The organism is Erwinia magellanica (assembly GCF_039023495.1).
Taxonomy (GTDB): domain Bacteria; phylum Pseudomonadota; class Gammaproteobacteria; order Enterobacterales; family Enterobacteriaceae; genus Erwinia.
In genome coordinates, this window is record NZ_JBCHVC010000005.1 from 161,689 (window position 1) to 187,828 (window position 26,140).

Annotated in this window: 18 protein-coding genes; 14 read left to right on the forward strand and 4 right to left on the reverse strand. The window is 53.8% G+C overall.

What is annotated here, in order from left to right:
• Positions 1-12: 12 nt before the first annotated feature.
• From AAH450_RS17660 to AAH450_RS17675, 4 genes are all read right to left on the reverse strand, one after another.
• Positions 13-579: a peroxidase-related enzyme gene (locus tag AAH450_RS17660; RefSeq protein WP_342911381.1), complete on the reverse strand. Its 567-nt coding sequence runs from the start codon at positions 577-579 to the stop codon at positions 13-15.
• Positions 576-1,058, reverse strand: a complete 483-nt coding sequence (locus tag AAH450_RS17665) for a CMD domain-containing protein (protein WP_342911382.1) — start codon at positions 1,056-1,058, stop codon at positions 576-578. The genes AAH450_RS17660 and AAH450_RS17665 overlap by 4 nt, the downstream gene beginning before the upstream one ends.
• The gene (locus AAH450_RS17670; RefSeq protein WP_342911383.1) at positions 1,055-2,521 is read right to left on the reverse strand and encodes an NAD(P)/FAD-dependent oxidoreductase; all 1,467 of its coding nucleotides are present in this window, start codon (positions 2,519-2,521) and stop codon (positions 1,055-1,057) included. Before AAH450_RS17670 ends, AAH450_RS17665 begins: the two co-directional genes overlap by 4 nt.
• A 405-nt stretch (positions 2,522-2,926) precedes the next feature.
• Positions 2,927-3,886 carry a LysR family transcriptional regulator gene (locus tag AAH450_RS17675; protein WP_342911384.1) on the reverse strand — a complete coding sequence of 320 codons (960 nt, stop codon included), beginning with the start codon at positions 3,884-3,886 and terminating at the stop codon, positions 2,927-2,929.
• A gap of 808 nt (positions 3,887-4,694) precedes the next feature.
• Here AAH450_RS17675 and tssB point away from each other — a divergent pair.
• The 14 genes from tssB to AAH450_RS17745 all read left to right on the forward strand — a co-directional run bounded on the left by tssB (position 4,695) and on the right by AAH450_RS17745 (position 26,140).
• Positions 4,695-5,192 (forward strand): type VI secretion system contractile sheath small subunit, encoded by a 498-nt coding sequence (gene tssB, locus AAH450_RS17680; protein WP_342911385.1) that lies wholly within the window; start codon positions 4,695-4,697, stop codon positions 5,190-5,192.
• A gap of 37 nt (positions 5,193-5,229) precedes the next feature.
• Positions 5,230-6,771, forward strand: coding sequence for a type VI secretion system contractile sheath large subunit (tssC, locus tag AAH450_RS17685; protein ID WP_342911386.1), 1,542 nt, complete (start codon positions 5,230-5,232; stop codon positions 6,769-6,771).
• Positions 6,772-6,787: 16 nt separating this feature from the next.
• Entirely contained in the window at positions 6,788-8,137 is a 1,350-nt protein-coding gene (gene tssK / locus AAH450_RS17690; RefSeq protein WP_342911387.1) for a type VI secretion system baseplate subunit TssK, read from the forward strand.
• Entirely contained in the window at positions 8,134-8,871 is a 738-nt protein-coding gene (gene tssL, locus AAH450_RS17695) for a type VI secretion system protein TssL, short form (RefSeq protein ID WP_342911388.1), read from the forward strand. The genes tssK and tssL overlap by 4 nt, the downstream gene beginning before the upstream one ends.
• Positions 8,871-10,562, forward strand: coding sequence for an OmpA family protein (locus AAH450_RS17700; RefSeq protein ID WP_342911389.1), 1,692 nt, complete (start codon positions 8,871-8,873; stop codon positions 10,560-10,562). Before tssL ends, AAH450_RS17700 begins: the two co-directional genes overlap by 1 nt.
• Positions 10,563-10,565: 3 nt before the next feature.
• The gene (locus tag AAH450_RS17705) at positions 10,566-11,057 is read left to right on the forward strand and encodes an Hcp family type VI secretion system effector (RefSeq protein ID WP_342911390.1); all 492 of its coding nucleotides are present in this window, start codon (positions 10,566-10,568) and stop codon (positions 11,055-11,057) included.
• A 177-nt stretch (positions 11,058-11,234) separates the two neighbouring features.
• Positions 11,235-13,892, forward strand: coding sequence for a type VI secretion system ATPase TssH (tssH, locus tag AAH450_RS17710; protein WP_342911391.1), 2,658 nt, complete (start codon positions 11,235-11,237; stop codon positions 13,890-13,892).
• A gap of 34 nt (positions 13,893-13,926) precedes the next feature.
• Complete coding sequence (locus AAH450_RS17715) at positions 13,927-14,745, forward strand: lysozyme inhibitor LprI family protein (RefSeq protein WP_342911392.1); 819 nt, start codon at positions 13,927-13,929, stop codon at positions 14,743-14,745.
• A 69-nt stretch (positions 14,746-14,814) separates the two neighbouring features.
• A complete protein-coding gene (locus tag AAH450_RS17720; RefSeq protein WP_342911393.1) occupies positions 14,815-17,172 on the forward strand; it encodes a type VI secretion system Vgr family protein in 2,358 nt (785 codons plus the stop codon).
• Between the two features lie 10 nt (positions 17,173-17,182).
• On the forward strand, positions 17,183-19,432 hold the full coding sequence (locus AAH450_RS17725) for a glycoside hydrolase family 24 protein (RefSeq protein ID WP_342911394.1): 2,250 nt from the start codon (positions 17,183-17,185) through the stop codon (positions 19,430-19,432).
• Positions 19,429-19,872: a hypothetical protein gene (locus AAH450_RS17730; RefSeq protein ID WP_342911395.1), complete on the forward strand. Its 444-nt coding sequence runs from the start codon at positions 19,429-19,431 to the stop codon at positions 19,870-19,872. The genes AAH450_RS17725 and AAH450_RS17730 overlap by 4 nt, the downstream gene beginning before the upstream one ends.
• A 1,389-nt stretch (positions 19,873-21,261) precedes the next feature.
• Positions 21,262-21,522 carry a PAAR domain-containing protein gene (locus AAH450_RS17735; protein WP_342911396.1) on the forward strand — a complete coding sequence of 87 codons (261 nt, stop codon included), beginning with the start codon at positions 21,262-21,264 and terminating at the stop codon, positions 21,520-21,522.
• A gap of 2 nt (positions 21,523-21,524) precedes the next feature.
• Positions 21,525-22,727, forward strand: coding sequence for a hypothetical protein (locus AAH450_RS17740; protein ID WP_342911397.1), 1,203 nt, complete (start codon positions 21,525-21,527; stop codon positions 22,725-22,727).
• Entirely contained in the window at positions 22,724-26,140 is a 3,417-nt protein-coding gene (locus AAH450_RS17745) for an ImcF-related family protein (RefSeq protein ID WP_342911398.1), read from the forward strand. The genes AAH450_RS17740 and AAH450_RS17745 overlap by 4 nt, the downstream gene beginning before the upstream one ends.

The following is a 26,140-nucleotide window of genomic DNA, read 5'->3' on the forward strand; positions in this document are numbered from 1 at the left end:
CAGTCATCCTGTTTATTTCCCGCTGTCGGCATGGCCGAGAACGTGCATCAGGCGGTTCGCCCAGCCGAAGATTGAGATGGCGTGGATCAGGTCGATGATTTCAACCTCATTCATTCCCACAGCGCGCAGCGAGGCGATATCTTCTCTGGTCGCCGTGGCGGGCGCAGCGGAGAGACGACAGGCGAAGCGGTAGATGGCTGCATCCCTTGGGCCTAACGTTTCCGGCTTGTTGAACCAGAGCGCGCTGACGACTTCATCGCTTTTGGTCAACTGCGCATGACGACGGGCATGCACCACGGCGCAATATTTACAGCCGTTCACTATTGAAGCGCCCAATGCGCCGAGTTCACGATCTTCACGTGCCAGACCGCCTTCAACATACATAATGGCGTTAAAAAGCACGGTGCGGGCAACGTAGCTTTCCGGGTCGTGCGCCAGTGTACGAACGTATTCAGAAATCTTCTTGCCAGAAGGCGTGACCTTCATCGCCTCAAGCTGATCCGGCGTAGCTTCAGCGACGTCGACAGGGGCGATATAAGGGTGCCAGGTGAGCGGCTTAAGGGTAACCTGCGGGATCATGCGGACCTCATCAGGCGTAAGCCAGCGGCTACGCGCGTCTGAAAATTCACGAAAGCGATCAGTTCAGATAGCGCGACGATCTGTGGATTATTCAGCCCTGCCTGCTCCAGCCGATTGATGTCGCTGGCCTGAGCCGCAATCGGCGTCAGGGTCACCAGGTCGACATGACGGGCGATAGTGGCCAGCGGCTCGTCCAGATCTTTTGCGCCACTGGCCAGCGCCAGCAGCGCTTCAGAGGGGGCGCATTCAGCAAGCTGCGCGTCATAGTCAGCAATCAGAACCGCATCGGCATTCAGCGCCGCCATGCGGCTGGCAAGCGCAATGCGTAACCCGTGGCTGAGGCCCTGGTCGTTGGCCGGACGCAATACCGACAGGCGGCACAGCTCTGCGCCTTCTACAAATTCTCTCCTGAAGCGTCGTGCGGCAAAAAGTTCATCATCCGGCGCAAGCCCGGCAGCCTTGTCTACTGCGTCAATCACAACGCGTTCTCCTGTTTTAGCAACGGGGTGGAATCCACCCACTCATCACCCTGAAGTTCCGGGGTACTGTAAGCAACCAGACTGGCGAAATGGCTCTCAACGTCCTCTGCAAACAGCGAGGCGGCGATCCCGCGAACCAGGCGATCGGCTCCGGCACTCACGGCCGGAATATCACCGGATACTTTGCCGTGGCTCAGCATGGCGGCATCATTAAAGCAGTGAATATGGGCCAGAAGGGGGCAACTGCCTGGCTCGCGCTCCTGAAATTCGAAGTCGGGGCCGAGATCGGGCGCTTCCAGCATGTTCTGCCGCGGCGCGCCCATTTCTGGCTGGTAGCGTTCATCCGCCCAGCTTTTGATATAAGGAGCCAGCGCAGCAAACTCCGGGCGGCCGCTGAAGTCATTGGCAAAGCCCGTTGCGGCAATCAAAAAGTCGTACCGGAAGCAGCCCTGGGTGGTGGCAATCTTCAGGCCTCCGGCCTCTTCACTCACCGATACGATGCCGCAGTCCAGCAGGAAGCGGGCATCAGGATGGCGGGAAACCCGCAACGTGGAGGAGCGCGGCGGCGGCGTCTGGGTGGCGGCGGTGTAATCAACAAACTTCCACTTCCAGCTGTCCGGGAGCTTATGCATACCGTGAACAACGCCCTGACTGCCGATGCCGGTCATTTTATTGATGCGCGGCATCTCTTTTCTGCGGATCAGCAGATCTACCGCGCCCGCGCCGGTTTCCAGAGCGGTTGCCGCGTTGTCCATAGAAGATGCGCCCGCACCGATGACCGCTACGCGTTTTCCCTTCAGCGCGTTGAAATCAATGTTATCTGCCGAATGCGCCCAGAATTTCTGGTCGATACCTTGCAGGAAGTCGGGAACGGCGAAGCCGCCTAATCCGGAACGGCCCGTTGCCAGAACCAGCCGGCGGGTAAGAACCCGGCCCGTTTCTGCGCCTGCAACAGTAAGCGCAATCAGATTGCCATACGGGTTAATCGCGGTGATGCGCACGTTGTTACGTACCGGCAGGTTGAGCACTTTGCGATACCAGACGAGATAATCCATCCACATCGCTTTGGGGATTTTATCCAGCAGCGCCCAGGCCTCTTTGCCCTGTTGGGCGGTGAACCATGCACGGAAGGTCAGCTGTGGCAGCCCCAGCGCCGGGCCGTGCAGCGTCTTCGGCGATCGCAGCGTTTCCATGCGTGCAAAGGTTACCCACGGCCCTTCCAGCCCCGCCGGAGCAGCGTCATAGGCCACCACGTTGCTTATGCCGCTCAGCAGCAGTTTTGCCGTAGCCGCCAGCCCGCACATCCCCGCGCCGATAACTACCACATCACGCACCGGCTCGCCTGCATGCTGCTGCTCTGGCACCCAGGATTTTGCCGGGAGTTCCAAAAAGTCGAGATCTTGCTGGAGTTGCGCCTCCAGCGCAGCAAGACCATGAGGCAAAGAGAGGGCAGGCTGAGTCATAAAAAATTCCCTGGCTTATGGCGAATCCGGGACGGCAGCAGGCAAAGCCTGACTCTGTCCATACGGGCAGAACATGGTAAAAACCGGCATCAAAATCAGGGCTTTTATTATCCCTTTAGTGCATTGTTCTGCGCTTATTATCTGGATAATGCATGATAGAAAAGCGTTTTCGCATAATCCGCTGCGCTCATAAAAGTGTCAAGCAGAGTGATTATTTCTTAGCCAATGAAATTCTTATATCTTATGCTGGAAAAAGCATAAGCCCGCCGTTGATGGCAGTAAAAAGGGCAGGGACGGCAACTCGCAGGGCGGGACATTGCCGTTAGCTGAGATAAATCAACGACTGGTAAGCGATTCATTAACCTCAGGTTTGTGCGTTAACTGCAAAGACGACAGCAGCAGCCGTTACTCCTGATTGATTAACTTCATCACCCGTTGATGCTCAGAGGCAGGCAGGCGCTGGAAAGCAGGGAGCAGGTTTGACGCCGCCTGTTCCAGCGCATCGACCAGCGATTGTGCCGCAACGGAAATCTGGCGGCCCTGCGGGGTGATCACCCCAAAGAAATAGGGGATCTCTTCCTCCAGCGTACGGATCGCGACTCCTTCCAGCGGCATGCCCCATGCGGTGACCGGTTCGAGAATTGCTACGCCAAGCCCGGCGCGGACGCAGGCAAGAATATTAGCGGAGGAGTTGGTTTCAATGGTTTCATGCGGGGGGAGTTTGCGTTTTTTCAGCACTTTTTCGAAGCGGCCGCGCAGACGTAAAGGGCTGAGAGGCACAATCATCCTTCTGCCCGCAAGGCTTGCGATCGAAACCTGCTCTTCTGCTGCTAAGGGATCGTCCTGATGCAGGGCCACCACGCAGCGAGACTGCCCAATCCAGTGCAGATCCACTGCGTGATGTTCCAGCGGCAGGCTGCATAATCCCACATCCGCCTCCGCGGTGATCACCGCGTGCGCAGCCTGCTCTGCGGACTGGCTGACAATCTGGATCTTGTTCTGCGAAGCCATCATTGCCAGCGCCTGGGGCAAAAGCCCGGCAGCTAACGCGGGGGTGGCAACAATACTCAACGGGCGGTGCTGCTGGTGGCCAATTTCGTCAGCCCGCAGGCGGATCTGCTGCAATGAGAGCAGCGCTTTTTGCACATACTGATGCAGTTGCAGGGCCTCTTCGGTGGGATGAATACGCGGGCCGTTACGGATAAACAGGGGGTAGCCCAGCGACTGCTCAAGCTCCTGTATCAGCCTTGAAACCGAAGACTGCGACCGATCCAGCGCCTTTGCTGCGGCAGTCACGCTGCCAGCAGAGATCACGGTGGCAAAGGCCTCCAGCTGCCGTAAATCCATATCGTGTAATGTGCTCATCCCGTCCCTAACTGATTGATAAATCCCAACAACAGTGTGGGAAACCTTTTTTATCATAATCAGAGCGGTGAGAATAAGCTACTGCGGGGGAAAGAGAGCAATGCTTCCGTTCGTTCAGCTTTTGGCTCACTTCTTGAAGCCTGGAGCAAAGCAACCAGAGTGCAAAAACTGAGAGGATCAGCCGCTCGTGTGACCGGAGGGCGGCGGACGGTGTGCTGTAATGCACTTTAATCTCGCTCCAGCATATCCAATCATGTCTTTCCTGCTTACCGGCATTTGGGGGTAACGGCAGGATAAAAATAGTCAGTATCCTGGTTAACCGTTGTTCATGCGTTTGCCCTGAACTCTCTTTTTGTCCCTTTTTATAAAAAACTAAAAATCAGATTTTTCACGCGGATGGGTGTTTTTTGTACAATTCAGGTTTCTGAATTAATCTGACGTTTTTTCGCACCCCTTATCCCATGCTAACTGCGAGGGTAAATTAAGAAAATTCTTGCAAATCAGTTTGATGAGAGATTTTTGCTAACTGCTGTCTCTGTAAAATTAAGTTACATTTTTTTATTTCCATCAGGAGGGTTAACCTTTTTACACTCCTCTCCGTGGGGTTTTGTCCGAAAAGGAAGCAATTTCAGATAAACCCTGAAAACAGGTGTCAGCTTGCTGGTGAATGGAATGTGCTCGCTTTTGACCCCGCTATTGGATTCGTGTCGGATGACGCGAACAGGGATGTATTCTGGCAAGGTAGCCTTTCTTATCAATATTTCACTGGCAATGACCCTTTCTGTTACTTCATAGAACAGGGATAGCCATGTCTAACTCCTATCAGTCCGAGATCCCTAAATCTCGCGTTAATATCCAGTTAAGCCTGCATACGGGCGGCGCTCAGAAAAAAATCGAATTACCCCTCAAGCTGATGGTCGTGGGGGATTACAGCAATGGCGCCGAGCAACGTCCGGTGTCGGAGCGTGAAACTGTCAGCATCAATAAAAACAACTTCGACAACGTGTTATCTGAATTCTCTCCCTCCGTAACGCTTTCCGTTGAAAACACGCTGGCCGGTGACGGCAGCGAAGAAAACGTCAGCCTTTCCTTTCATGAGATGAAAGACTTCGAGCCTGAACAGGTTGCCCGTCAAATCCCGCAGCTCAAGGCGATGCTTGCCATGCGTAATCTGCTCCGTGACCTCAAAGCCAACCTGCTGGACAACCAGGCCTTCCGTAAAGAGCTGGAAAAAATCCTGATTGACCCGGCGCTCAGTGCCGGGCTAAGAGCCGAGCTTTCTGCCCTGGCGCCGAAACAGCCATAACGGTCACGTGATTTAACGGATTAATTAAGGAGTGCTGATGTCTGTACAAAATGAGAATAGTGCTGGCGGCGCAAGTATGGTGCTGGAGCGGCCAGAAGCGGGCGGCGTGTATGCCTCTCTGTTTGAAAAAATTAACTTAAGTCCGGTCTCCGAGCTGAGCGCACTGGATATCTGGCAGGATGCGCAGGCGATGTCCGATGCGACCGCTGACGAACGTCTGACCGCGGGCATGCAGGTATTTCTGGAGTGTCTGACCAAAGCGGGTTCAAAAGTCGAAAAACTGGACAAGAACCTGATTGACCACCATATCGCTGAGCTGGACAGGCAAATTAGCCGCCAGCTGGATGCGGTAATGCACCATGAGGAATTTCAGAAAACAGAAAGTATCTGGCGTGGGCTGAAGTCGCTGGTTGATAAAACAGACTTCCGTCAGAACGTCAAAATTGAGCTGCTCGATCTGTCGAAAGAGGATCTGCGTCAGGATTTTGAAGATGTACCGGAGATTATTCAAAGCGGATTATACCATCACACCTATACGGCAGAGTACGACAGCCCTGGTGGAGAGCCGATTGCCGCCCTGATTTCTGCGTATGAGTTTGATGCCTCAGCGCAGGATGTCGCTCTGCTGCGCAATATTTCTAAAGTGTCCGCTGCCGCTCATATGCCGTTTATCGGCTCGGCGGGACCAAAATTCTTCCTCAAAGACTCTATGGAGGAAGTGGCGGCGATTAAAGATATCGGCAACTACTTTGACCGTGCCGAGTATATTAAATGGAAAGCCTTCCGCGAGACGGATGACTCCCGCTATATCGGCCTGGTGATGCCGCGCGTGCTGGGACGCCTGCCGTATGGCCCGGACACCGTGCCGGTGCGCAGCTTCAATTATGTGGAAGAGGTTAAAGGCCCTGACCACGATAAATACCTCTGGACCAACGCCTCGTTTGCTTTTGCAGCCAATATGGTGAAAAGCTTTATTAATAACGGCTGGTGTGTCCAGATCCGTGGGCCGCAGGCTGGCGGTGCCGTGAAGGATCTGCCGATCCATCTGTATGACCTGGGCACCGGTAATCAGGTGAAAATTCCGTCTGAGGTGATGATCCCGGAAACGCGCGAATTTGAGTTCGCCAATCTCGGCTTTATCCCCCTGTCGTACTACAAAAACCGCGACTACGCCTGCTTCTTCTCTGCGAATTCAACGCAGAAACCGGCGCTGTATGACACCCCGGATGCGACCGCCAACAGCCGTATCAATTCCCGTCTGCCCTACATCTTCCTGCTGTCGCGTATCGCGCATTATCTGAAGCTTATTCAGCGTGAAAACATCGGTACGACGAAAGACCGTCGCCTGCTGGAGCTGGAGCTGAATACCTGGGTTCGTGGCCTGGTAACGGAAATGACCGATCCGGGCGATGAGCTACAGGCATCTCACCCGCTGCGTGATGCCAGGGTAGTGGTGGAAGATATTGAGGATAACCCAGGCTTCTTCCGCGTGAAGCTCTATGCCGTACCGCATTTCCAGGTGGAAGGTATGGACGTCAATCTGTCACTGGTTTCCCAGATGCCGAAAGCGAAAGGCTGAGGCGAGGGTATCAGGGATGAAAATTTATCGCCCGTTATGGAATGAAGGGGCCTTACTGGCCCCTCAGCAGTTTCAGCAGCAGGCTGAGTGGGAGTCGTTTTCCCGTGCAGGGCTCTCCACGCTTATCAGCCCCTTTCCGTGGGGCGTTGAGCAGGTCGAACTCAATGAGGCGCTTCTGACATCCGGTCGGCTCCAGGCGCAGAGGCTGCGTCTGTGGCTGCCGGATGGCACGCTGATTGACACCCAAAACAGCGATTTGCCACCAGAGCCGCGGGAAGTGACGCTGCCAGCTTCGGGGCAAGCGGACAGTGTGATCGTTCTGGTGGCGTTGCCGGTGATACAGCCCGGCATTATCAATGTCCAGACGGAGACGGTGTCTGCTGAGCGTCCGCTGCGCTATCGCGAAGAGTGGGTAACGGTTCAGGATGCTTTTGGTCAGGAAGAAGAGCCGATGGCTGTGGCACGGTTTAATCTTGCCTTTCGCTTTGATCATGAAAGTAACGATGCCTGGCAGAGCTGTGCTGTGGCACGCCTGGTGCGGGATGGTCAGGGAGGCTGGCGCCAGGATCCTGACTTTATGCCACCCATGGTCATGTTCTCAGCAAGCCACGTACTGCGCGAGCGTCTGGTATTGCTTAACCGCCAGTTGCGCTCCCGTCGTCAGCGCCTGATGGCAATGCGTCGTGAAAGTAACGACCGGATGGCAGATTTTGCCGTGGCTGATGTGTCGCTGTTCTGGCTGCTGAATGCGCTGAACACGCACGCACGGGTTCTTTCCGAGTTTGAGCGTTACCCGGCCCGCCACCCTGAACAGCTGTGGACAGAGCTGGCACGTCTGGCTGGCAGCATGCTGACCTTTTCGCTGGATCGCGACCTGGATGCCATTCCAGGATATGACCACCAGGCGCCGGAAAACACCTTCCCGCCGCTGTTCGAGCTGATCAGCGAACTGCTGGAATCCAGTCTGCCGTCGCGTGTCATTACGGTGAACATGACCCGCCAGGACGAGCAGACCTGGAAGGCGGTACTGCACGATATTCGTCTGCGCGAAGAAGCCGATTTCTATCTTTCTGTCCGCTCAAATCTGCCTGCATGGCAGGTGGCAGAGAAGTTTGCCGAAATGGCAATGGCGGGGACCCCGGATGACGTCGGACAGATTTCCAGTGTGGCAATGCAAGGGATCGGGCTGATTCCGTTGAGCCGTGTTCCTGCGGCGTTGCCGGTACGACTGGAAAACCAATATTTCGTGCTGGATATGGAGAGCCGGGCAGCACACGACATGCTGGAGCAGGGGGTCTGTCTGTTCTATGTGCCGTCGCTGCTGGGCGAACTGGAGCTTGAACTGTTTGCGGTGCTGCGCTCATGAGAAACGATATCGATATCGACTGTCTGATGGCGGACACCTGGCTTACCGTGGCTCAACTGCGCCACGGGGCCAGAGCGCCTGATGGTCAGGCGCTCTATAAAAACTGCTGCGAGCAGGTGGAAAAGGTCAGGGATGCGCTGGAGCATGCCGGATACGACAGCGAGAGCATCATGCATATTTCCTATGCGCAATGTGCTCTGCTGGATGAAGCGGTGATGAACCGCAAACCTGCTGCGGTTTCGCGTGGATCCAACACGTCTGGCCCTGAGTCTGAGCAGGCCACTGAAGCCGATGCATCGCAAAAAGTGGAGGTTGACGAGGGGGCGAAAGCCTGGCGCGCCGCGCCGTTACAGGCCCGTTACTTCGGTTCTCTGCGTGCCGGGGGCGCCCTGTACGACCGCATCGCGGAGGTTTTACGTCAGCCCTCTCCGGTACCGGCGGTACTGACCTGCTATCAGCGGGTGCTGGCTCTGGGCTTCCAGGGGCAATTCAGTCTTTCCGGGGTGGGGCAGGAGCAGCGCGAAGAGATTTTGGCCTCCCTGAATAAACGCGTCCCGCCGCTGGAATCCGAGGTCTCGCTGGTGGTCCATAAGACCGGGAAGCGCCGTTACAGCCTTCTTCGTTCTGTGTGGTTCTGGATAATCCTGGCGGTGATGCTGACTGTGGCAGTCTGGGTCGGTGGTCATCTGTGGCTACAGGATCTGCTTCACCAGCAACTGCCGGAGCTGCACTGATGCGTAGATCTGCACAGCTACAGGCGCTATTTCCGGTGCTGATATGTCTGGCTGCGATTATCTGGCTGATCTGCGGGTTTCTGAAAGCCTCTGCACTGCTGAAAGGTGGCCTGATCCTCGTGGCCTGTATCACAGCGTTGCTGATTGCGCGCCGCCGTTATCGTCGTCAGCGCCCGGCGAAAGCGCAGCAAAAGAGCGGGATTTATCCACCAGAAGGATTCCGCGGGCCGGTTTTGCTGGTCTGTGGTTCTCTCAGCGACAACCTGTTTGCTGACGGGCCTTGTCGCGCTACCGCACAGGGCTGTTATCTGCAAGTAGGGACACCGGAGAGCCTGAGCGCTTGTGCGGACAGGTTACTGATTCGTGAACCGCGAATGGCCGGGCAACTGGTTGTTATGTTCCGCTTCCTGCCAGATTTACATGTGGACGAAGGAGCGCTGCGGGCCTCCCTGAAAGTTCTGCGTCAGCAGGTGAAACTGCTGAAAAACCTTTCCGGGTACACACCACCAGTGGTGCTGACGGGGGAGTTTTCAGGCCCCGAAACTCCGTGGATTGTGGTCCGTGGAAAAACGGCGCTGGTCTGCCCGGCTGATGAACCTGCTCTGACACTTGATGAATGGCGCCAGTTACAGGAGAGCGTGACACGTCTGCCGTATCTGGCGCAGGCGATGCGCCTTTTGCAGCAGGTGGTCGTGGATGAGCTGTCCAAACCGGATCGACTCTGCCCCTCAGTGGCACCGTTTGCAGTGGCGCTGCGTAGCGGATCAATCAGAAGCCTCTCTGACGCCCTGTGGCCGCAGTGGCTTTTCCGCCATTCAGCCTTGCTGCCGCCGCCGCAGGTTATCTCTTATCCTCCGTTGTGGCACTTTGCCGATCCGGTACTGCCCCTGCTGGCACCTTTTGCAATGCCGTTACAGGGTGGGACAACCGGGTGCCGGGTGGTTATGGTTCTGCTGCTTTGCGCGCTGACAGCAACAGGTCTGTCCGTTATGCATAACCACTCCCTTATCGGCCGGATCAGTTCTGACCTGGAGCGCTGGTACGCCATCCCGATGACGCATTACATCCCTAAAGCGGAGTCGCTGCGTGCCCTACAGCAGGATGCACTGTTGCTGGAGCGTTGGCAGCGCCAGGGTGAACCGCTGCGTTATGGACTGGGCCTCTATACCGGTGAGCGCTTGTGGCTGCGTGTTCAGCAAGCGATTGATACCTATGTGCCGCCGCCACCACCACCTGAACCGCAGCCAAAACCAAAACCGGTACCGAAAATCGTCCGTCTCGACAGTATGTCGCTGTTTGATTCTGGCAAATCTGTCCTGAAAAGCGGCTCCACCAAAATGCTGGTGAACTCCCTCGTGGGCATTAAAGCCAGACCAGGCTGGCTCATCGTGGTGGCAGGCTACACAGACAATACCGGCAGTCCACAACTCAATCAGAGGCTCTCCCTGAAGCGGGCCGAAGCGGTGCGCAACTGGATGCGCGACACCGGCGACGTGCCAGAGAGCTGTTTTGCTGTGCAGGGCTATGGCGCAAGCCGTCCCGTAACGACAAACGACACGCCGGAAGGCCGCGCGCTGAACCGCCGTGTCGAAATCAGTCTGGTTCCACAGGCCGACGCCTGTCGAATGCCAGGCAACACCAATGCGTCATTGCAGGATGATGACGTGCACGACTATGAAATGGAGAAATAACACATGGCTATTCCTGTTTATCTTTGGCTGAAAGACGACGGCGGTGCGGACATTAAAGGTTCCGTCGATGTGAAAGATCGCGAGGGCAGCATCGAAGTGGTTGCTCAGGATCACTGCCTGTATATCCCGACCGACAACAACACCGGCAAGCTGACCGGCACGCGTATCCACACGCCGTTCCTGTTTACCAAGGAGATCGACTCCTCCAGCCCCTATCTGTACAAGGCGGTGACCACCGGTCAGACCCTGAAGTCTGCTGAATTCACATGGTACAAAATCAACGACGCAGGCCAGGAAGTGGAGTACTTCAACACCAAACTGGAAAACGTCAAGCTGGTAAAAGTCGCGCCGAAAATGCACGACATCAAAGATCCTTCCTTCGAGAAGCATAACCACCTCGAGCAGGTCGAGCTGCGTTACGAAAAAATCACCTGGACCTACAAAGACGGCAACATCATTCATTCCGACTCCTGGAACGAACGCGCCACCGCGTAAGCCTGATGCGGATGGGGCGACCTGTCCGCAGTTTTCCTGAGTACCTGCCTGGCGGGTACTGAGTAAAACATCCCCTAACCGAGAAATCTGACCTGATGCGCTTTAGGTTCCATGCAACAAGGAAACAGCGATGGGCGGTAGCGTGCCTGAAGGTCCCCAGACAGCGAGTTTAAAAACATGGAAAACCCGGCAATTCTCCTGCGTCGTCTCAACCCCTACTGCGCCCGTGCCATGGAAGGGGCCGCCTCCCTCTGCCAGACCCGTGCGCATACGGAAATTCTGCCGGAGCACTGGCTGCTGAAATTGCTGGAGCAGGGCGAAGGTGACCTCACGGTGCTGGCACGTCGCTATGAATGGGATATGGATGCCCTGTGGCAGGATTTACTCGGCTGGCTGGATACGCTGCCGCGCTCCGTACGCCATCGGCCACAGCTGGCGGACAGCACTCAGACCCTGATGCAGGATGCCTGGATGCGGGCGTCACTGGGAGGTGAAGAGCAGATCCGTAGCGTACATCTGCTGATGGCCCTGGTGGATAAACCGAAACTGGCACGTTGTGACGGTCTGTGGCCACTGCTGACACTGGGCCAGCGTCAGCTGGAGCGTCTGCGGCCATTGCTGGATGCACAGTCCGATGAACGTCCGGAAGTTCAGCACGAAGCGGAGCTGGCGCAGAGTCACGGTGGCGAAGTGGAGTTTATAGGCCGACCGGTCGGGGCTGAAATAAAAGAAGGTGAACTCAACCCGGCGCTGCAAAACGTGCTGGATAAATTCACCCTCGACGTCACCGACAAAGCCAGAGAGGGCAAAATCGACCCGGTATTTGGCCGTGATACTGAAATCCGCCAGATGGTGGATATTCTCTCCAGGCGCCGCAAGAACAACCCAATTCTGGTGGGTGAACCTGGCGTGGGTAAAACTGCACTGGTGGAAGGCCTGGCCCTGCGTATCGCGGAAGGTAACGTGCCGGAAAGCCTGAAAACCGTAGTGCTGCGCGTCCTTGACCTCGGTCTGTTGCAGGCAGGCGCAGGCGTGAAGGGCGAATTTGAACAGCGCCTGAAAAACGTCATTGACGCCGTGCAACAGTCACCCACGCCCATCCTGCTGTTTATCGACGAAGCCCACACCATTATCGGCGCAGGCAATCAGGCCGGTGGCGCCGATGCGGCCAACCTGCTGAAACCCGCGCTGGCGCGTGGCGAACTGCGCACCATCGCCGCCACCACCTGGAGTGAGTACAAACAGTATTTTGAACGTGACGCCGCGCTGGAGCGCCGTTTCCAGATGGTTAAAGTCGACGAGCCGGATGACGAGACCGCCTGCCTGATGCTGCGCGGCCTGAAATCCCGCTATGCCGAACACCACGGTGTGCATATCACTGACGATGCGGTACGCGCTGCGGTTACGCTTTCGCGTCGTTATCTGACCGGGCGCCAGCTGCCGGACAAAGCGGTGGATTTGCTGGATACCGCTGCGGCCCGCGTGCGCATGAGCCTCGATACCGTGCCGGAGCCGTTAACGCGCCTTCGCGCGCAAATCACGGCCCTGGAAATCGAGAAACAGGCGCTGCTGGAAGATATTGCGCTGGGAGGCAGCATCCAGGGCGAGCGGCTGGCGGCGATTGAACAGGAAGAAATCAGCCTGTTTGCCGAACTGGATAAATGTGAGACGCAGTATGGCCAGCAGTTGTCGTTAACGAAGCAACTGCTGGAAACTCGCCAGGATACCTGCCGCCAGAGTGAAGCCCGCGACCTGCAACAGCAGTTGACTGGAATGCAGCAGAACAGCCCCCTGCTGTCGGCCGATGTCGAGACCCGCACCGTGGCCAACGTGATTGCCGACTGGACCGGGGTGCCAGTCTCCTCGCTGATGAAGGACGAACAGACTGAACTGCTTAATCTGGAAGGGGAGATCGGCAAACGTGTGGTGGGCCAGGATAAGGCTCTTAGCGCCATTGCGCAACGTCTGCGCGCGGCCAAAACTGGCCTGACGTCTGAGAACGGCCCGCAGGGCGTATTCCTGCTGGTCGGCCCGAGCGGCACCGGTAAAACTGAAACCGCACTGGCGCTGACCGATGTGCTGTACGGCGGCGAAAAATCCCTTATCACCATCAACCTGTCGGAGTACCAGGAGCCGCATACCGTTTCCCAGTTGAAAGGTTCGCCTCCGGGCTACGTGGGCTACGGCCAGGGCGGCATTCTGACCGAGGCGGTGCGCAAGCGCCCATACAGCGTGGTGCTGCTCGATGAAGTAGAGAAGGCCCACCACGATGTGATGAACCTGTTCTATCAGGTGTTTGACCGGGGCTTTATGCGTGACGGGGAAGGCCGCGAAATCGACTTCCGTAACACCGTTATTCTGATGACTTCCAACCTCGGCAGTGACCTGATTATGCAACTGCTGAATGAACAGCCGGAAGCCACCGAGGCAGATCTGCACGAACTGCTACGACCCATCCTGCGCGACCATTTCCAGCCCGCACTGCTGGCCCGTTTCCAGACCGTAATTTACCGGCCGCTGAAGGAGCACGCGATGCGTACCATCGTGCAGATGAAGCTGGGCCAGGTAAGCAAGCGCCTGCAACGCCACTATGGCCTGAAAACCCATACAGATGAAAGTCTGTATGACGCCCTGACCGCCGCCTGTCTGCTGCCGGATACCGGCGCGCGTAACGTCGACAGTCTGCTCAATCAGCAAATTCTGCCGGTGCTGAGTCAGCAACTGCTCACCCATATAGCCGCGAAGCAGAAACCACAGTCGTTACGCCTTAGCTGGAGCGAGGAAGAGGGGATTGGGCTGGAGTTTGGTGATGATGAAATGGCACACAAGCCATGACGTGTAATTTTAGTAAAAAACACAAGGGAGAAAAATGATGTTCCGAAAATTAGTCTTACTTGCTGCTGTTAGCATATTTACCAGTACTGCCAATGCAGGGTTGTTTGATTCCAATGATTTTAAATGTGGCAGGGATGATGCCGTTAAAGCGCTTGCTGAATATATCAAAGATGATGCATCAGCTTTGCTGCAAAGTGATTTCCTGACCAAAAGTAAATTCGATTATAACAAACCTGTTTCTGCCTATCAGAACATGCTGGACGGCATCACTGTCAACGTGAGTAATGCATCGACAGGAGAGGAGGGTAGCTATGGTCTTAATTGTACGGCCACGATTGCGCTGCAAATCCCTCAGGAAACACTGGATGTTGTCAGTAGCTCCCCTGATTATTTACGTTATGTCACGGGCGCGTACGGGAAAATCAAAAATGGCAGCGTAGTCTGGAGCGACGTCAGCTACAACGCGAAGCTTGCAGACAATAAAAAAGAGATTATTTTCAAAAATTTTAACAAAAATGATATTTCCGATGCGCTGTTTAATGTCAGCGTCTTAGCCGTAAATAAAGACCAGATTGTTAAAGCTCTGTCTCAGGATTCACTGGACGAAGCTCAATCCGCTTATAAAAATGCTGACAGGGAACTCAACGCAGTCTGGAAAGAACTGCCTGACTCAGCACGGAACGCGCTGAAAAAAGAGCAATTAGTCTGGGTTAATGAGAAAACCAAAAAATGCGGAAAGCTTTCTGATGCTTATTCAGAAGGCATTAATGTCAACCAACGAACTGGCATTTACCAGTGCCAGGCAAAAATGACAAATGAACGCATCTCTTATTTAAGCGGAAATAATAACTAAGCGGTATGAGAGGTCTGTTTATAACCTGTAGACAGGCCTCTGACATTCCGTGGGAATGAGGGGGACAGGATGAGTGATTCTGTAATTGCGATGGCAAAGGACAACATTGATGCGCTTCTGGGGATGTCCCGCTACAGGCTGGATGTTCACGCCTGCCCGCATTTTCTCGACGTCTTCAGTTTTCGGGGCGAAGAAAAGCTCAGTGAACCCTGGCACTATACCGTCAGAGTGACCTGTATTGCTGGTGACATTGCCAGTGACAGCGTGCTGCTTAAACCGGCGGCGTTCACATTTCAGACGCCGCTCTACAACGGGATGCCCGCTACGCCGTTGCGAACCGTCTATGGTGTCGTACATACTTTTCAGCGTCTTTCGACGTCTGCTGATGAAACGCACTACACGCTTAAGATTGTGCCGCGTATTGCGCTGCTGCAACATACAAAGCGCAGCGAGATTTATCTCAATCAGTCCGTAACGGAAGTGGTAGAGAACATCCTGCGTTCACATGGGTTTGAAGGGCCTGATTTTGAATTCTGTCTGTCGCAGTCTTACCCGGCGCGTGAACTCATTACGCAGTGGCGCGAAACCGATCTTGAATTTATTCAACGTCTGCTGGCCGAAGTGGGTATCTTCTGGCGTTTTAAAATGGATGACCGCCTCGAACAGGATGTGGTGATTTTTCAGGACAGCCCGGAACAGTATCAGTTTGGGGTTACCTTGCCGCTGATCGCGCCGTCGCGCACCAGTGATAACGGTCAGCTCAGTGTCTGGGATATCAAAACACGCCAGCAGGTGGTCTCCGGGAGCGTGGCGACACGGGATTACAACTACCGTCAGGCGCTGACACCGCTGGACTGCTCTGCTTCCGTCAGCAGCACCGAAGGCATCACGACGGGTGAGGTGTATCACTATGCAGAACCTTTCCTCAGCGAGGGTGATACGAATACCCCGGAAAGCGGTGCGTATTACGCCCGTTTGCGTCATGAACGCATTCTGAATGCACAACAGGCTGTTACCGGGAAAACGACCAGCCCGGTACTGGCCCCCGGTGAAGTGCTTGAACCCCAGGGGAGCCTGCCAGCCAGCCTGAAAGAGGGGATCGTCATCACAGGCGTGCGGAGCAGTGGCTCTCGCAAACGCAGTTTTCAGATGACCTTTACGGGGATCCCATACAGCGAAGCGGTGTGTTATCGCCCACCGTCGCTGAACCGGCCGGTAATAGCCGGAACGCTGCCGGCGCGCGTGGAAAGCACTGAGAAAGGCGATACCTACGCCTGGCTGGACAACCAGGGGCGTTACCGGGTGAAACTGGACTTTGACCGCAATGACAGTGAACAGGGTTATGCCTATCTCTGGTTGCGAATGGCGAAACCCTACGCCGGTGATAAATATGGTTTCCATGCTCCCTTACTGGACGGGACTGAAGTCTCGATAATGTTTGATGCGGGCGACCCCGACCGGCCATATATTGCCCATGCCCAGCATGATTCTGAACACCCGGATCACGTTACCGATGATAACCATACCCGTAATGTCCTGCGCACACCGGCGAACAACAAACTTCGCCTGGAGGATAAGCGTCAGGAAGAGCACATCAAGCTTGCGACCGAGTATGGCAAGACCCAGCTCAATATCGGCCATCTCGTAGATGGGCAGCGCGAACAGCGTGGCACCGGTTTTGAACTGCGCACCGATGAGTTTGGTGCCCTGCGTGCGGGGCGCGGAATATTCCTGACGGCGGATGCACAGGCCAAAGGTGAGGGGCAGATGCTGGAAATGACGCAGGCCGTGAACCAGATAAAGCAGGCCAACCGCGAAATGCAGGCTCTCAACCATGCCGCAGAGAGTGCAAAAGCACTGGTCAGCGACATTCAGACGCAGCGCAATCTGGTCACTCAGAGTATTGCCGATTTGCAGTCGGCGGTCATGCTGGCCTCGGCCCCGCAGGGGATAGCCTTTACCTCTGGTGAACACATCCAGCTCACCAGCACGCAGAATACGATGCTCACCGCCGGGAAACATCTGGATGTCGGAGCGATGGGCAAAATCTCTGTGAGTGCAGAGAAAGAACTCGGTCTGTTTGCACACAAGGCCGGGGCTAAACTCATCGCCAATCTGGGTAATGTGGAAATTCATTCCCGCCATAACACACTCGACATGAGTGCGCAGCAACAGCTGACCATCAGCAGCACTGACGATGAGGTGATTATCAGCACGCCGAAGACGCTGACCATTAACGGTGGAGGCTCTTATCTGAAGCTCAGCGACAGTGGTATAGAGCACGGCTCGAATGGTGATCTGATCATGAAAGTGGCTGAGTATCTGGTACCCGGTTCCGGAGGCGACCTGCCTGTCGATGCGCCGGATTTCAATACCACTGAAATAGCGGAAATGAAACATATCATCAGTAAGCCACTGAGTAGCTGAGGGAACAGACATGTCAGTATTACCAAAACTAGCCTGGCCGGTGCCATCCAGCAATCGCGGCAGTGACTTTGCAAACCGGGATGATGTGATGACGCATCTGGAAGGTGAAGCAACAGGCTGGTACATGCTGGGAAGCAACGGCATGTGGCACGGTGGTATTCATATCACCAATACCACCACGCCCTGGTGTGCGCTGAGCGGTAAAGCCGCCTCTGAAGCGGTTGATTTTCCATTGCCCTTCAAAGGGGAGCAGGCCGTCCGCTGTATGGCCGACGGCGAAGTCGTCGCGTACCGTATCTGCCGTGATTATCTGGAGGTTCCGTGGGAGACCGGTCCCCTGAGCATATCAGGCTCCTTTGTTCTGGTGCGCCACTATATTCAGTTGGGGGAGAAACAGGAAAGTGGCCTGCATTTCTATACGCTGTATATGCACCTGGCGCCTTACTCCGCTTATGACACAGGCATAAAAAAAACGCAGTGGGTTGTGAATGACAGCCTGTCGGCATACAGCCCTGAATGGGTGATGAGTGCGAGCACTGATAATAAAGGTGTCAGTGATTCATACCGGGTAGCGACCATCCCTAAAGGTGCTCTGGTTGAATGGGATGCCGAAGACAGTAGCCTGCGAACCACCGGGCACAATGGTCGCCGCTATGGCCTGGTAACGTTTAGGGGGCTGTCAGCTGAAGCAAAAAAGAAAGGCACCCGGACACGCCTGCAGGAAGGGCAACAGTACTGGATCCTGTCAGACAGAAATAATCTTGTGTCCTTCTCGGGGTCTGCTGCCTGTCCGTCGTGGTGGACACATTTACAGCCTCCTTTCGCTGAGCCGATGCAGTTTGATACGGTCATCTGCCCGACCCCGTATCCTGTCAGCGCCGGTGACAGTATCGGGCACCTGGGATATTTTCAGGCACCCAGAGACGGAGGATACGATGCCCGCTATCAAGTGCATATTGAATGCCTGAGCGCTGATGAAAATCTGCCCGTTTTTCTGAAAAATCCTGAGAAGGTGGGAGAAAGCGCGCCACTTTATCTTAAATGCCCGTCGGGCTTACCTCTGTTCTCGAAAGATCTGAAAACAAAAGCTATGGTCAGCAACGGGAGAACCTCTCAGGGAGAAGCTATTCTGAGGCTGAGCCAGGTAAAAACCGGGAAGGACCCGCAGAAACATGAATACTGGTTTTTGCCCTATGCGAACGGCTACGTGCCAAAGAGTAATGACTCAGTAGAGACACTGTCGCAATACGATCTCGAAAAACTCGGGTTTGCCACGGCAGTGGATGAAGCGCCCGGCTTCGACCATCTGGACGGTAAAACACCGCCTAAAGGTCTGGTCCGCGAGATTTATAAAAGGCTGTTCAGCGCATCCAGTAATGATATACGAGTCACTCACCGTGCCGTCCCGCATAACTACCAGCGGCTGCTGAACCGTATTGACGGTAGCATCAGTCCTTATTCACCCCAGGAATACCTGAGCGCTATACATAACCCGTCCTACCGGGATGTTAGGAACAAGATGATTGTGAAACATCCGAGTGAGTGGTATCACAAAAAAAGTGACCCTGTCTGGTTACCGTTTCTGAACAATCTGACCAAGGATGCTCCTGAATGGAAAACCTACAGTGAGGCCTATATCGATAAGATGGCCTGGATGCAGGATGCAGCCGGGCTAAAACTGGGGCCGTCACTGTGGCACATGCATCCTGTGGAGTTTTTGGCTCCGCTAATGAGAGTTGATAAAAATATAAAAATACTTCGTTTACGTTCTTTTTTACGTATGATCAGAATTGGTGAGGGAACAACTCATGAGGATGGATATAGAACGATGTTTACTGGCGTAAAATTTACCGATTTCAGCAGACATCCAAATATCAGACAAAAAGCGAATGGAGTTGTTTCTACCGCAGCTGGCGCTTATCAGTTTTTGTACAGAACATGGATAAATCTGCAACACCGATACTCTTTTAGTGATTTCGGCCAAAGCAATCAGGATTTCGGTTGTATTGCGTTGATTGCGGGCCGTAAAGCATTAAAGGCTGTGATGGAAGGTAAAATTAGTGAGGCCATTCATTTATGCCGTGTTGAGTGGGCTAGTTTACCAGGCTCGCCTCATGGTCAACCAACTGCTAACAAACAAATGATTATGAGAAAATATGAAGACTACCTCGCTGAGGAAAAGCAAGGCAAGACAACTCTGCATGCTAGCTCAGCAGAAATGGAAAAATTCATTAAAGATAATTACCCAGAGGTTTTATGAAAAAAATTCTTTTCCTTCTGCTAATTCCTGGTGTTTGCTTTGCTAGTGAACCTGAATTATTTAAATCTTCTTGTGGAGGAGTAAGCTATAGCATTAAATCATATTGTCATAAAAATAATCTCAAGGACGACCAGGATAAGCTTGATATGCCCGTCTGTAAAAAGCAAATTCTTAATATTAATGGCGAAACGCAAGATTTGTCTATTTTAACAGGGGCTGTTGAGCGTTTAAATCAACAAGGTGATAAAGTTAAGATGATGAAATTTGTATTTTATGGTGTCTCATGTAAAAATGATAGAATAATTTTGTCTGGAGCGGGTGGGTGCAATTCATGTGGCGAGATGTTTAAAATATTCAATCTCTTTGGGCATGTAATCAAAGAACGATCGGGTGCATTAGATTTAGAACCCATGGAGGAAGTTATTCCTGATCTTTATTGATAATTGAAGATTAGTGCTGGGTGACAGCTAGCCATAATGATGTTCTGATTTATTGAGGTAGTGAAGGAGATAACCTGCATACAAAGATGTTCCTGAATGGAAAACCTATAGCGAAGCCTATATTGATAAGATGGTCTGGATGCAAGGTGCCAGGAAGTTAAAAATGGGGCCGTCAATGTGGCATATGAATCCCGTGGTTTTTAGAGGCAGTAAAAATAGCAAACTGATATGGATTAAGGTTGTCGAGAAGTTATTCGTAAAAGAGACGGCAGAATCATTCAAAAAAAGGTTATTAATGTTGGCGCAGAGCTTTCTATAGCCCCCATTATGTAATGGTTTGCATGGCACTCGAAACAGTAACTAAATTCAATACCTCAAAAAAAACTGAATCATCAGCAACTGGATTGATACAAGTCATGCCGAACACTTCAAAAGGCTTGGGAACGACGATAAAACTTGCAGTCATGTCTCTTGTCGAAAGAGTGGAATAAGCGGAAAATATTTTAAAATACAAGCCGGCAATTTAAGTTACCCAACAAATATTTATTGGGTGACCTCTGGGAAATACCTGTGGTGGCGCGCCTTTATATATTATTAGTAAAACTGAAGGTGCGGATTATAAGGGGTTACAAACCATTGACTTCTGCGAAGGGAAATAATAAGTAATCATAAGCAGCCCCGAATATTTTTCAATATATATTTCATCAATAAAAGTTGATGGTACAGATAAAACAATCTCTTCTGAGGGGTGGGCGTTGAAGAATAATGTACTTAGCAAGGTGAAGTAGTGCATTTATTATATATGCGCATATAGTCTGTTTTGTCAGCCCTCATTTCATGTGGCCAATTTCATTTTATTTATAAATGAATATATAAATTTTTCTTTGAGGGTTAAGATGATTCATTATCTCTGGGGTATAACAAGTATGCGAACAGGTAAAAACATTGATTATCATTATTTTTATTCCTTGTATTGTGAGAGCTATAAATAATGATTTTAACCAGACAGAAGAACAGTGCTGGAAAGAAAATCAGGAGATAAAAAACTCTGTTGTAACGGAGGGGGGCAGTCACGGCTTCAGAGGCGGAAAAAAGCATGAATGAATCTTATAAAGACACCGTCAGGCTAATTAAGGAGCGTTACAAAGACGAATTTAATAAAGCCAACAATGAAATATCCCGATTCGAATTAGCGCAGAGGTCCTGGCTAATATGTCGGAAAATTGGTGTGACTGTCAGGGGTTTATAATCGGTATCCCAATATACAGTGTTTGCCGAGGGGATGACAACATATCAAGGGCAAACGCCCTGAACGATTACTACGACTAAAGCAATAGCCTTTTCCCAATATTGATTGGGAATGGATATTCGATGAGCAGGGAGAGTCAAATGCTAAAAGTTATCCGTAAAGGTGATAAAACGACCCATGGCGGCTCGGTATTAACCGCCTCCTCCACTATGAAATTTGGTGGCATTGGTGCCGCCCGCAAAGGTGACAAAGTTTCCTGCCCACAGCACGGAAATACCACCATCATTGAGGGTAACCCGAACTATATCGATGAAGGCGGGATTCCCATCGCGTTTGAAGGCCATAAATGTGGCTGTGGTTGTACATTAATCAGCTCGTTCTCTGCGGCAAAGGTTGGCTGACGATGCCGATTTACCTGGATGAAGTCCCGGATGATATGGATAACGTTCCACCGCCGGTGACGTTGCGCTGGCTTATTTTTCTGCTCGTCATCCTGCTCGTGGGCGTGCTGTTGACATTGTGGCAATGGACCGGAGATCGCAGCGGGATGTCATTCTGGTTTACAGCTCTGGGCCTGCCTTTTTGCATCTGGGGCATTATGTTGGTCTTCCGTCATGTGGGATACCGGCTGGAACTCAATGGTGAAGCGGGCTGGAACCATGAATGTCAGAATCTGAAAGAAACCGAAATTGAGCGAGGTCAGCGTTTTTCCTGGGTGCTGGATACCTGGGTTCAAACTTTGGCCGGACGGGGGACGGGTAGTCTGAATGCGGCAATGGACTTGGCGGAACCTCTACTGAAAACGGCCCCTCCCCGCGCGGGTGGTATCCCCGTCAGACATTCCCCCATGACGGATTTTGATTCAGATCCTCTGGCGCTGGATAAAGCTCTGGAGAAAGTCGCCACGCGACTTAAGAACACTCTGGCCCTGCTTCCTGAAACGCTCCCCTGCTGGCTGATGTTTGACTGTGATGCCGGACTGACGGCTGAAAAAGAAGCTGAAGTCCTGCAACTGCTGGGGCAAAAATCCGGACGGGAGCTGCGTCGGCTGTCGGCACACGGCATGAGTGCGCTGGATAACTGGCTGGATACCCGTTGGGACAAACCTTCTGTCTTTATTGCTCTGGCCATAAAACTGCGGCCATCCCCGCAGGAAAATGATGCTGAAGCGATCGCCTCCATGGTGCTGTGTAACCGTAAAAGTCATCAGTTCCCGGAGGCCGTCAGACTACATCGTCCTCAGAGAAGCGACCATGAGGCGCTGACAAAAAACATAAAATATTCTCTGCGCTGGGCCGGCCTGACTCCGGACCTGATCAGAAGAATATGGATGACCGGTGAAGCCGTCACAGACCGCCCCGAGCTGAACAAAGCCTGTGAAGACAATGCATTAACTCTCAGTCTCACGGACGACATAAAAAACATAGACGCCGTACTGGGTTTTGCCGGTCTTGCCTCACCGTGGATAGCGGTAGCACTGGCAGCAGGCGTTGTCCAGGAGCAGGGGGCACAGATGATTGCCGCACAACCGGAACCCGGTAGTGAAGATATCTGGCTTGCCTCTATCACAGCAGAAGAACGACAAAAGGATGTTATCAGGGAATGAGCAGCGAAAAGAAAGTAAAGATCAAAACAAAATCCCTTCTTGGACCAGCGGTTCTGGTGCTGATTTTTGTCACAGCGATCATCGTTTTTGCACTGACCACAGGCAGCCACTATATTGCGACAGTGTTTGGGCTGGGACCCTATCAGACCGGGCAGATTGTCGCCATCTGTGCAATCGCCTGTGTTGTTGTTCTGCTCGTTATCTGGGGGCTGGAGAAGCTGTTCTTCCATTCAGGAAGACAGGGCGCCCGCCGGACCTGGGGACGTAATAAAAACGCGTCTGGAACTATACCGTGCAATATCGGCAACACCTTCGTTGACGAAAAAGAGCGCTCAGAGGCGAGTTTCGCCGCCGAACCGCTGATCGACCATTTGCGTCTGCGCTATCGCCGCCGCTGGAAGTCAAAAGTTCGTCTGCTGCTGGTTCAGGGTGAAGATCGTGATATCGACAACGTGGTACCGGGGCTGAAGTGCGATCGCTGGCAGGAGAGTGACGGGATTGTACTTATCCATGGCGGCCTGGCAGAGAATGTGCCGGATAGCGAGTTCCTGTCTGAACTGAAGCTGATACGTCCGCAGCGGCCACTCGACGGAGTGGTGCAGGTCATGAATGTCGCGGCACTGCCGGAATCAGCTAAACAGGATGCCCTGGTGCGCGGGCGCCAGAAAACCGATTCCGTGCTGGGCTGGCAGTTGCCGGTCTGGCTGTGGCTTGTCCGTGAAGGTGGCTGGGAAAAAGACGGAAAAGGGGTACCACCTGTCGGGGTATTGTTTGGGCCGGGGGCCGTGACCAAAGACTTCCGCGAAACGCTTACGAGCCTCTCCTCAGAACTACAGGCACCCGGAGTGGCGGCTTTACTGGAAGATTCTCAGCATCATTGGCTGTTAGATCTGTCCAAAGCTCTGCGGGGGCGACTCCGTCAGTCCCTGCTTCCGTTACTTAACACTCTGATGTCCGGCCCGGCACCGTACCGCCTGCGCGGGGTGATGTTCAGCCCGGCATTGCCGAGAGCCACCACAGTACCGCATGCGCGTCTATCGCCGCCGGCCTGGCAGGCGCTGGAAGAAGACAGCCTGCAAGTTCATTCCCGTAAACTCGGTTTCCACTGGCAGCGTGCGCTGCGTCTGGTACTGCTGACGCTCATTTTGCTGTGGGGAGTTGGCACACTGTTGTCGTTGACGGTCAATCGCGCCCAGATTTATCAGGCGCAGGACACGGCGCGTATCGCTGCCGATACAAAGCAGCCGTTACCTGAGCGTCTGCGCAATCAGTTGGTCCTGCAGCAGACCATTGCCCGTCTGCAGAACCGCGAAGTCCACGGGGCGCCGTGGTATACCCGTTTCGGTCTGAATCAGGATCACGATACCCTGAATGCACTCTGGCCGCTGTATGCCCGTAACAATCAGGTGCTGATACGCGATGCGCTGGCAGATGAACTTCACCACCAGCTGAATGCCTTTGTGCAGTTGCCGCCGGCCAGTAATGCGCGAACCGCTGCGACCAGGAAGACCTATAACCTGCTGAAAGGTTACCTGATGCTGGCCCGACCGGATAAAGCCGATGCATCCTGGTTTGCCGCCAATATGCTGAAAGCCTGGCCGGAACGTAGCGGGGTGTCTGCCAGCGTCTGGCAGACACAGGCCCCGAAACTGCTGGGGTTCTTTGCCCAGAATCTGGCTGCTCATCCTGAATGGAAGATAAAACCCGATGCGGAGCTGGTCGGTACTGTCCGTCAGATATTGCTTAAACAGATTGGGCAGCGTAATGCCGATTCGGGCCTCTATCAGGAGATGTTGCAGCGTATCGCCCGTAACTGGCCTGACTTGACGCTGGCAGATATGACTGGCGATACCGATGCCTCAACCCTGTTCAACACAGAGGAAGTAGTACCTGGGATGTTCACCCGGCAGGCGTGGGACGAACAGGTGCAGAGCGCCATTGATGAGGTGGTGAATACCCGACGTGATGAAATTGACTGGGTGCTGACCGATAAAACTCATCAGCCGGGTAATGATATTTCACCGGCAGTCCTTAAACAGCACCTGACCGAACGTTACTTTACGGATTTTGGTAATGCCTGGCTGAATATGGCCAACAGCATCCAGTGGCAGGAGGCCAGCTCGCTATCCGAAGCGATTGCGCAACTGAACCTACTGGCTGACGTACGCCAGTCTCCTCTGGTGGCACTAATGAACACACTTGCCTGGCAAGGCCAGACCGGTGCCAAAGGTGAGCGGCTTGCCGACTCTCTGGTGAATTCGGCTAAAAAGCTGGTCAGCAGCAAAAAGAGCGGTCAGCAGTTCGCGGTTGAGGCTCAGGGACCAAAAGGTCCACTGGAGGGTGTTTTTGGTCCTCTGAACGGCCTGATGGCTGGTAAGGACGGCACCGGCAGCAACGGTAACCTGAGCTTCCAGTCCTGGCTGGCCCGCGTGACCCAGGTCCGGTTGAAATTACAGCAGGTGACCAGCGCGCCCGACCCGCAGGCGATGGCCCAGATGCTGGCGCAGACCGTCTTCCAGGGCAAAGCGATAGATCTCACAGACACCCGTGACTATGGCAGTCTCGTTGCCGCAAGCCTCGGGCAGGAGTGGAATGGGTTTGGTCAGGCGCTGTTCGTTCAGCCGCTGGATCTGGCCTGGCGACAGGTGCTTGCTCCTGCCGCTGACAGCCTGAATGCGCGCTGGCAGAGCACGATTGTCTCGCAGTGGAACACGGCTTTTGCCGGGCGCTACCCGTTCAAGGCCACCGGAAGTGATGCCTCACTCCCAATGCTGGCACAGTTCCTGCGGGGCGATTCGGGTCGTATTTCTGCCTTTCTGAAAACCAATCTTGGCGGGATCCTGCATCAGGAAGGCAGCCACTGGGTGGTGGACCCCTCTGCCAGCCAGGGGATGACGGTGGACCCGGTTTTCCTAAAGGCTATCAACCAGTTGGCGGATATCTCAGACATTATCTTTGCGCAGGGTGACGCCGGTGTTCACTTCGAGCTGATGGCCAGACCGTCACGTGATGTGGCGCGTATACAACTGACGCTGGACGGCCAGAACCTGGATTACTTCAACCAGATGGAGAGCTGGCAAAGCTTCACCTGGCCTGGGAATACGTACTATCCCGGTGTGGATCTGAGCTGGCGCTCGGTGAAAACCGAAATGCGTCTGTACGAACATAAACAGGGGAACTGGGGCTTTATTCGCCTGCTCGATAAAGCGCTGATCACTCCACTCGACAGCAGCCGGACTCAGCTGGTGTGGATAACTCCTGATGGCAATCCACTGAAATTTATCCTGCGCAGCGAGCTGGGCGATGGTCCACTGGCATTACTGAAACTCCAGAGTTTTCGCTTACCAACGTCTATTTTTTCAGTTGATCCTGGCACGGTGAGCGAAGCGTTTGCCTCCACGGAGGGGGAATAA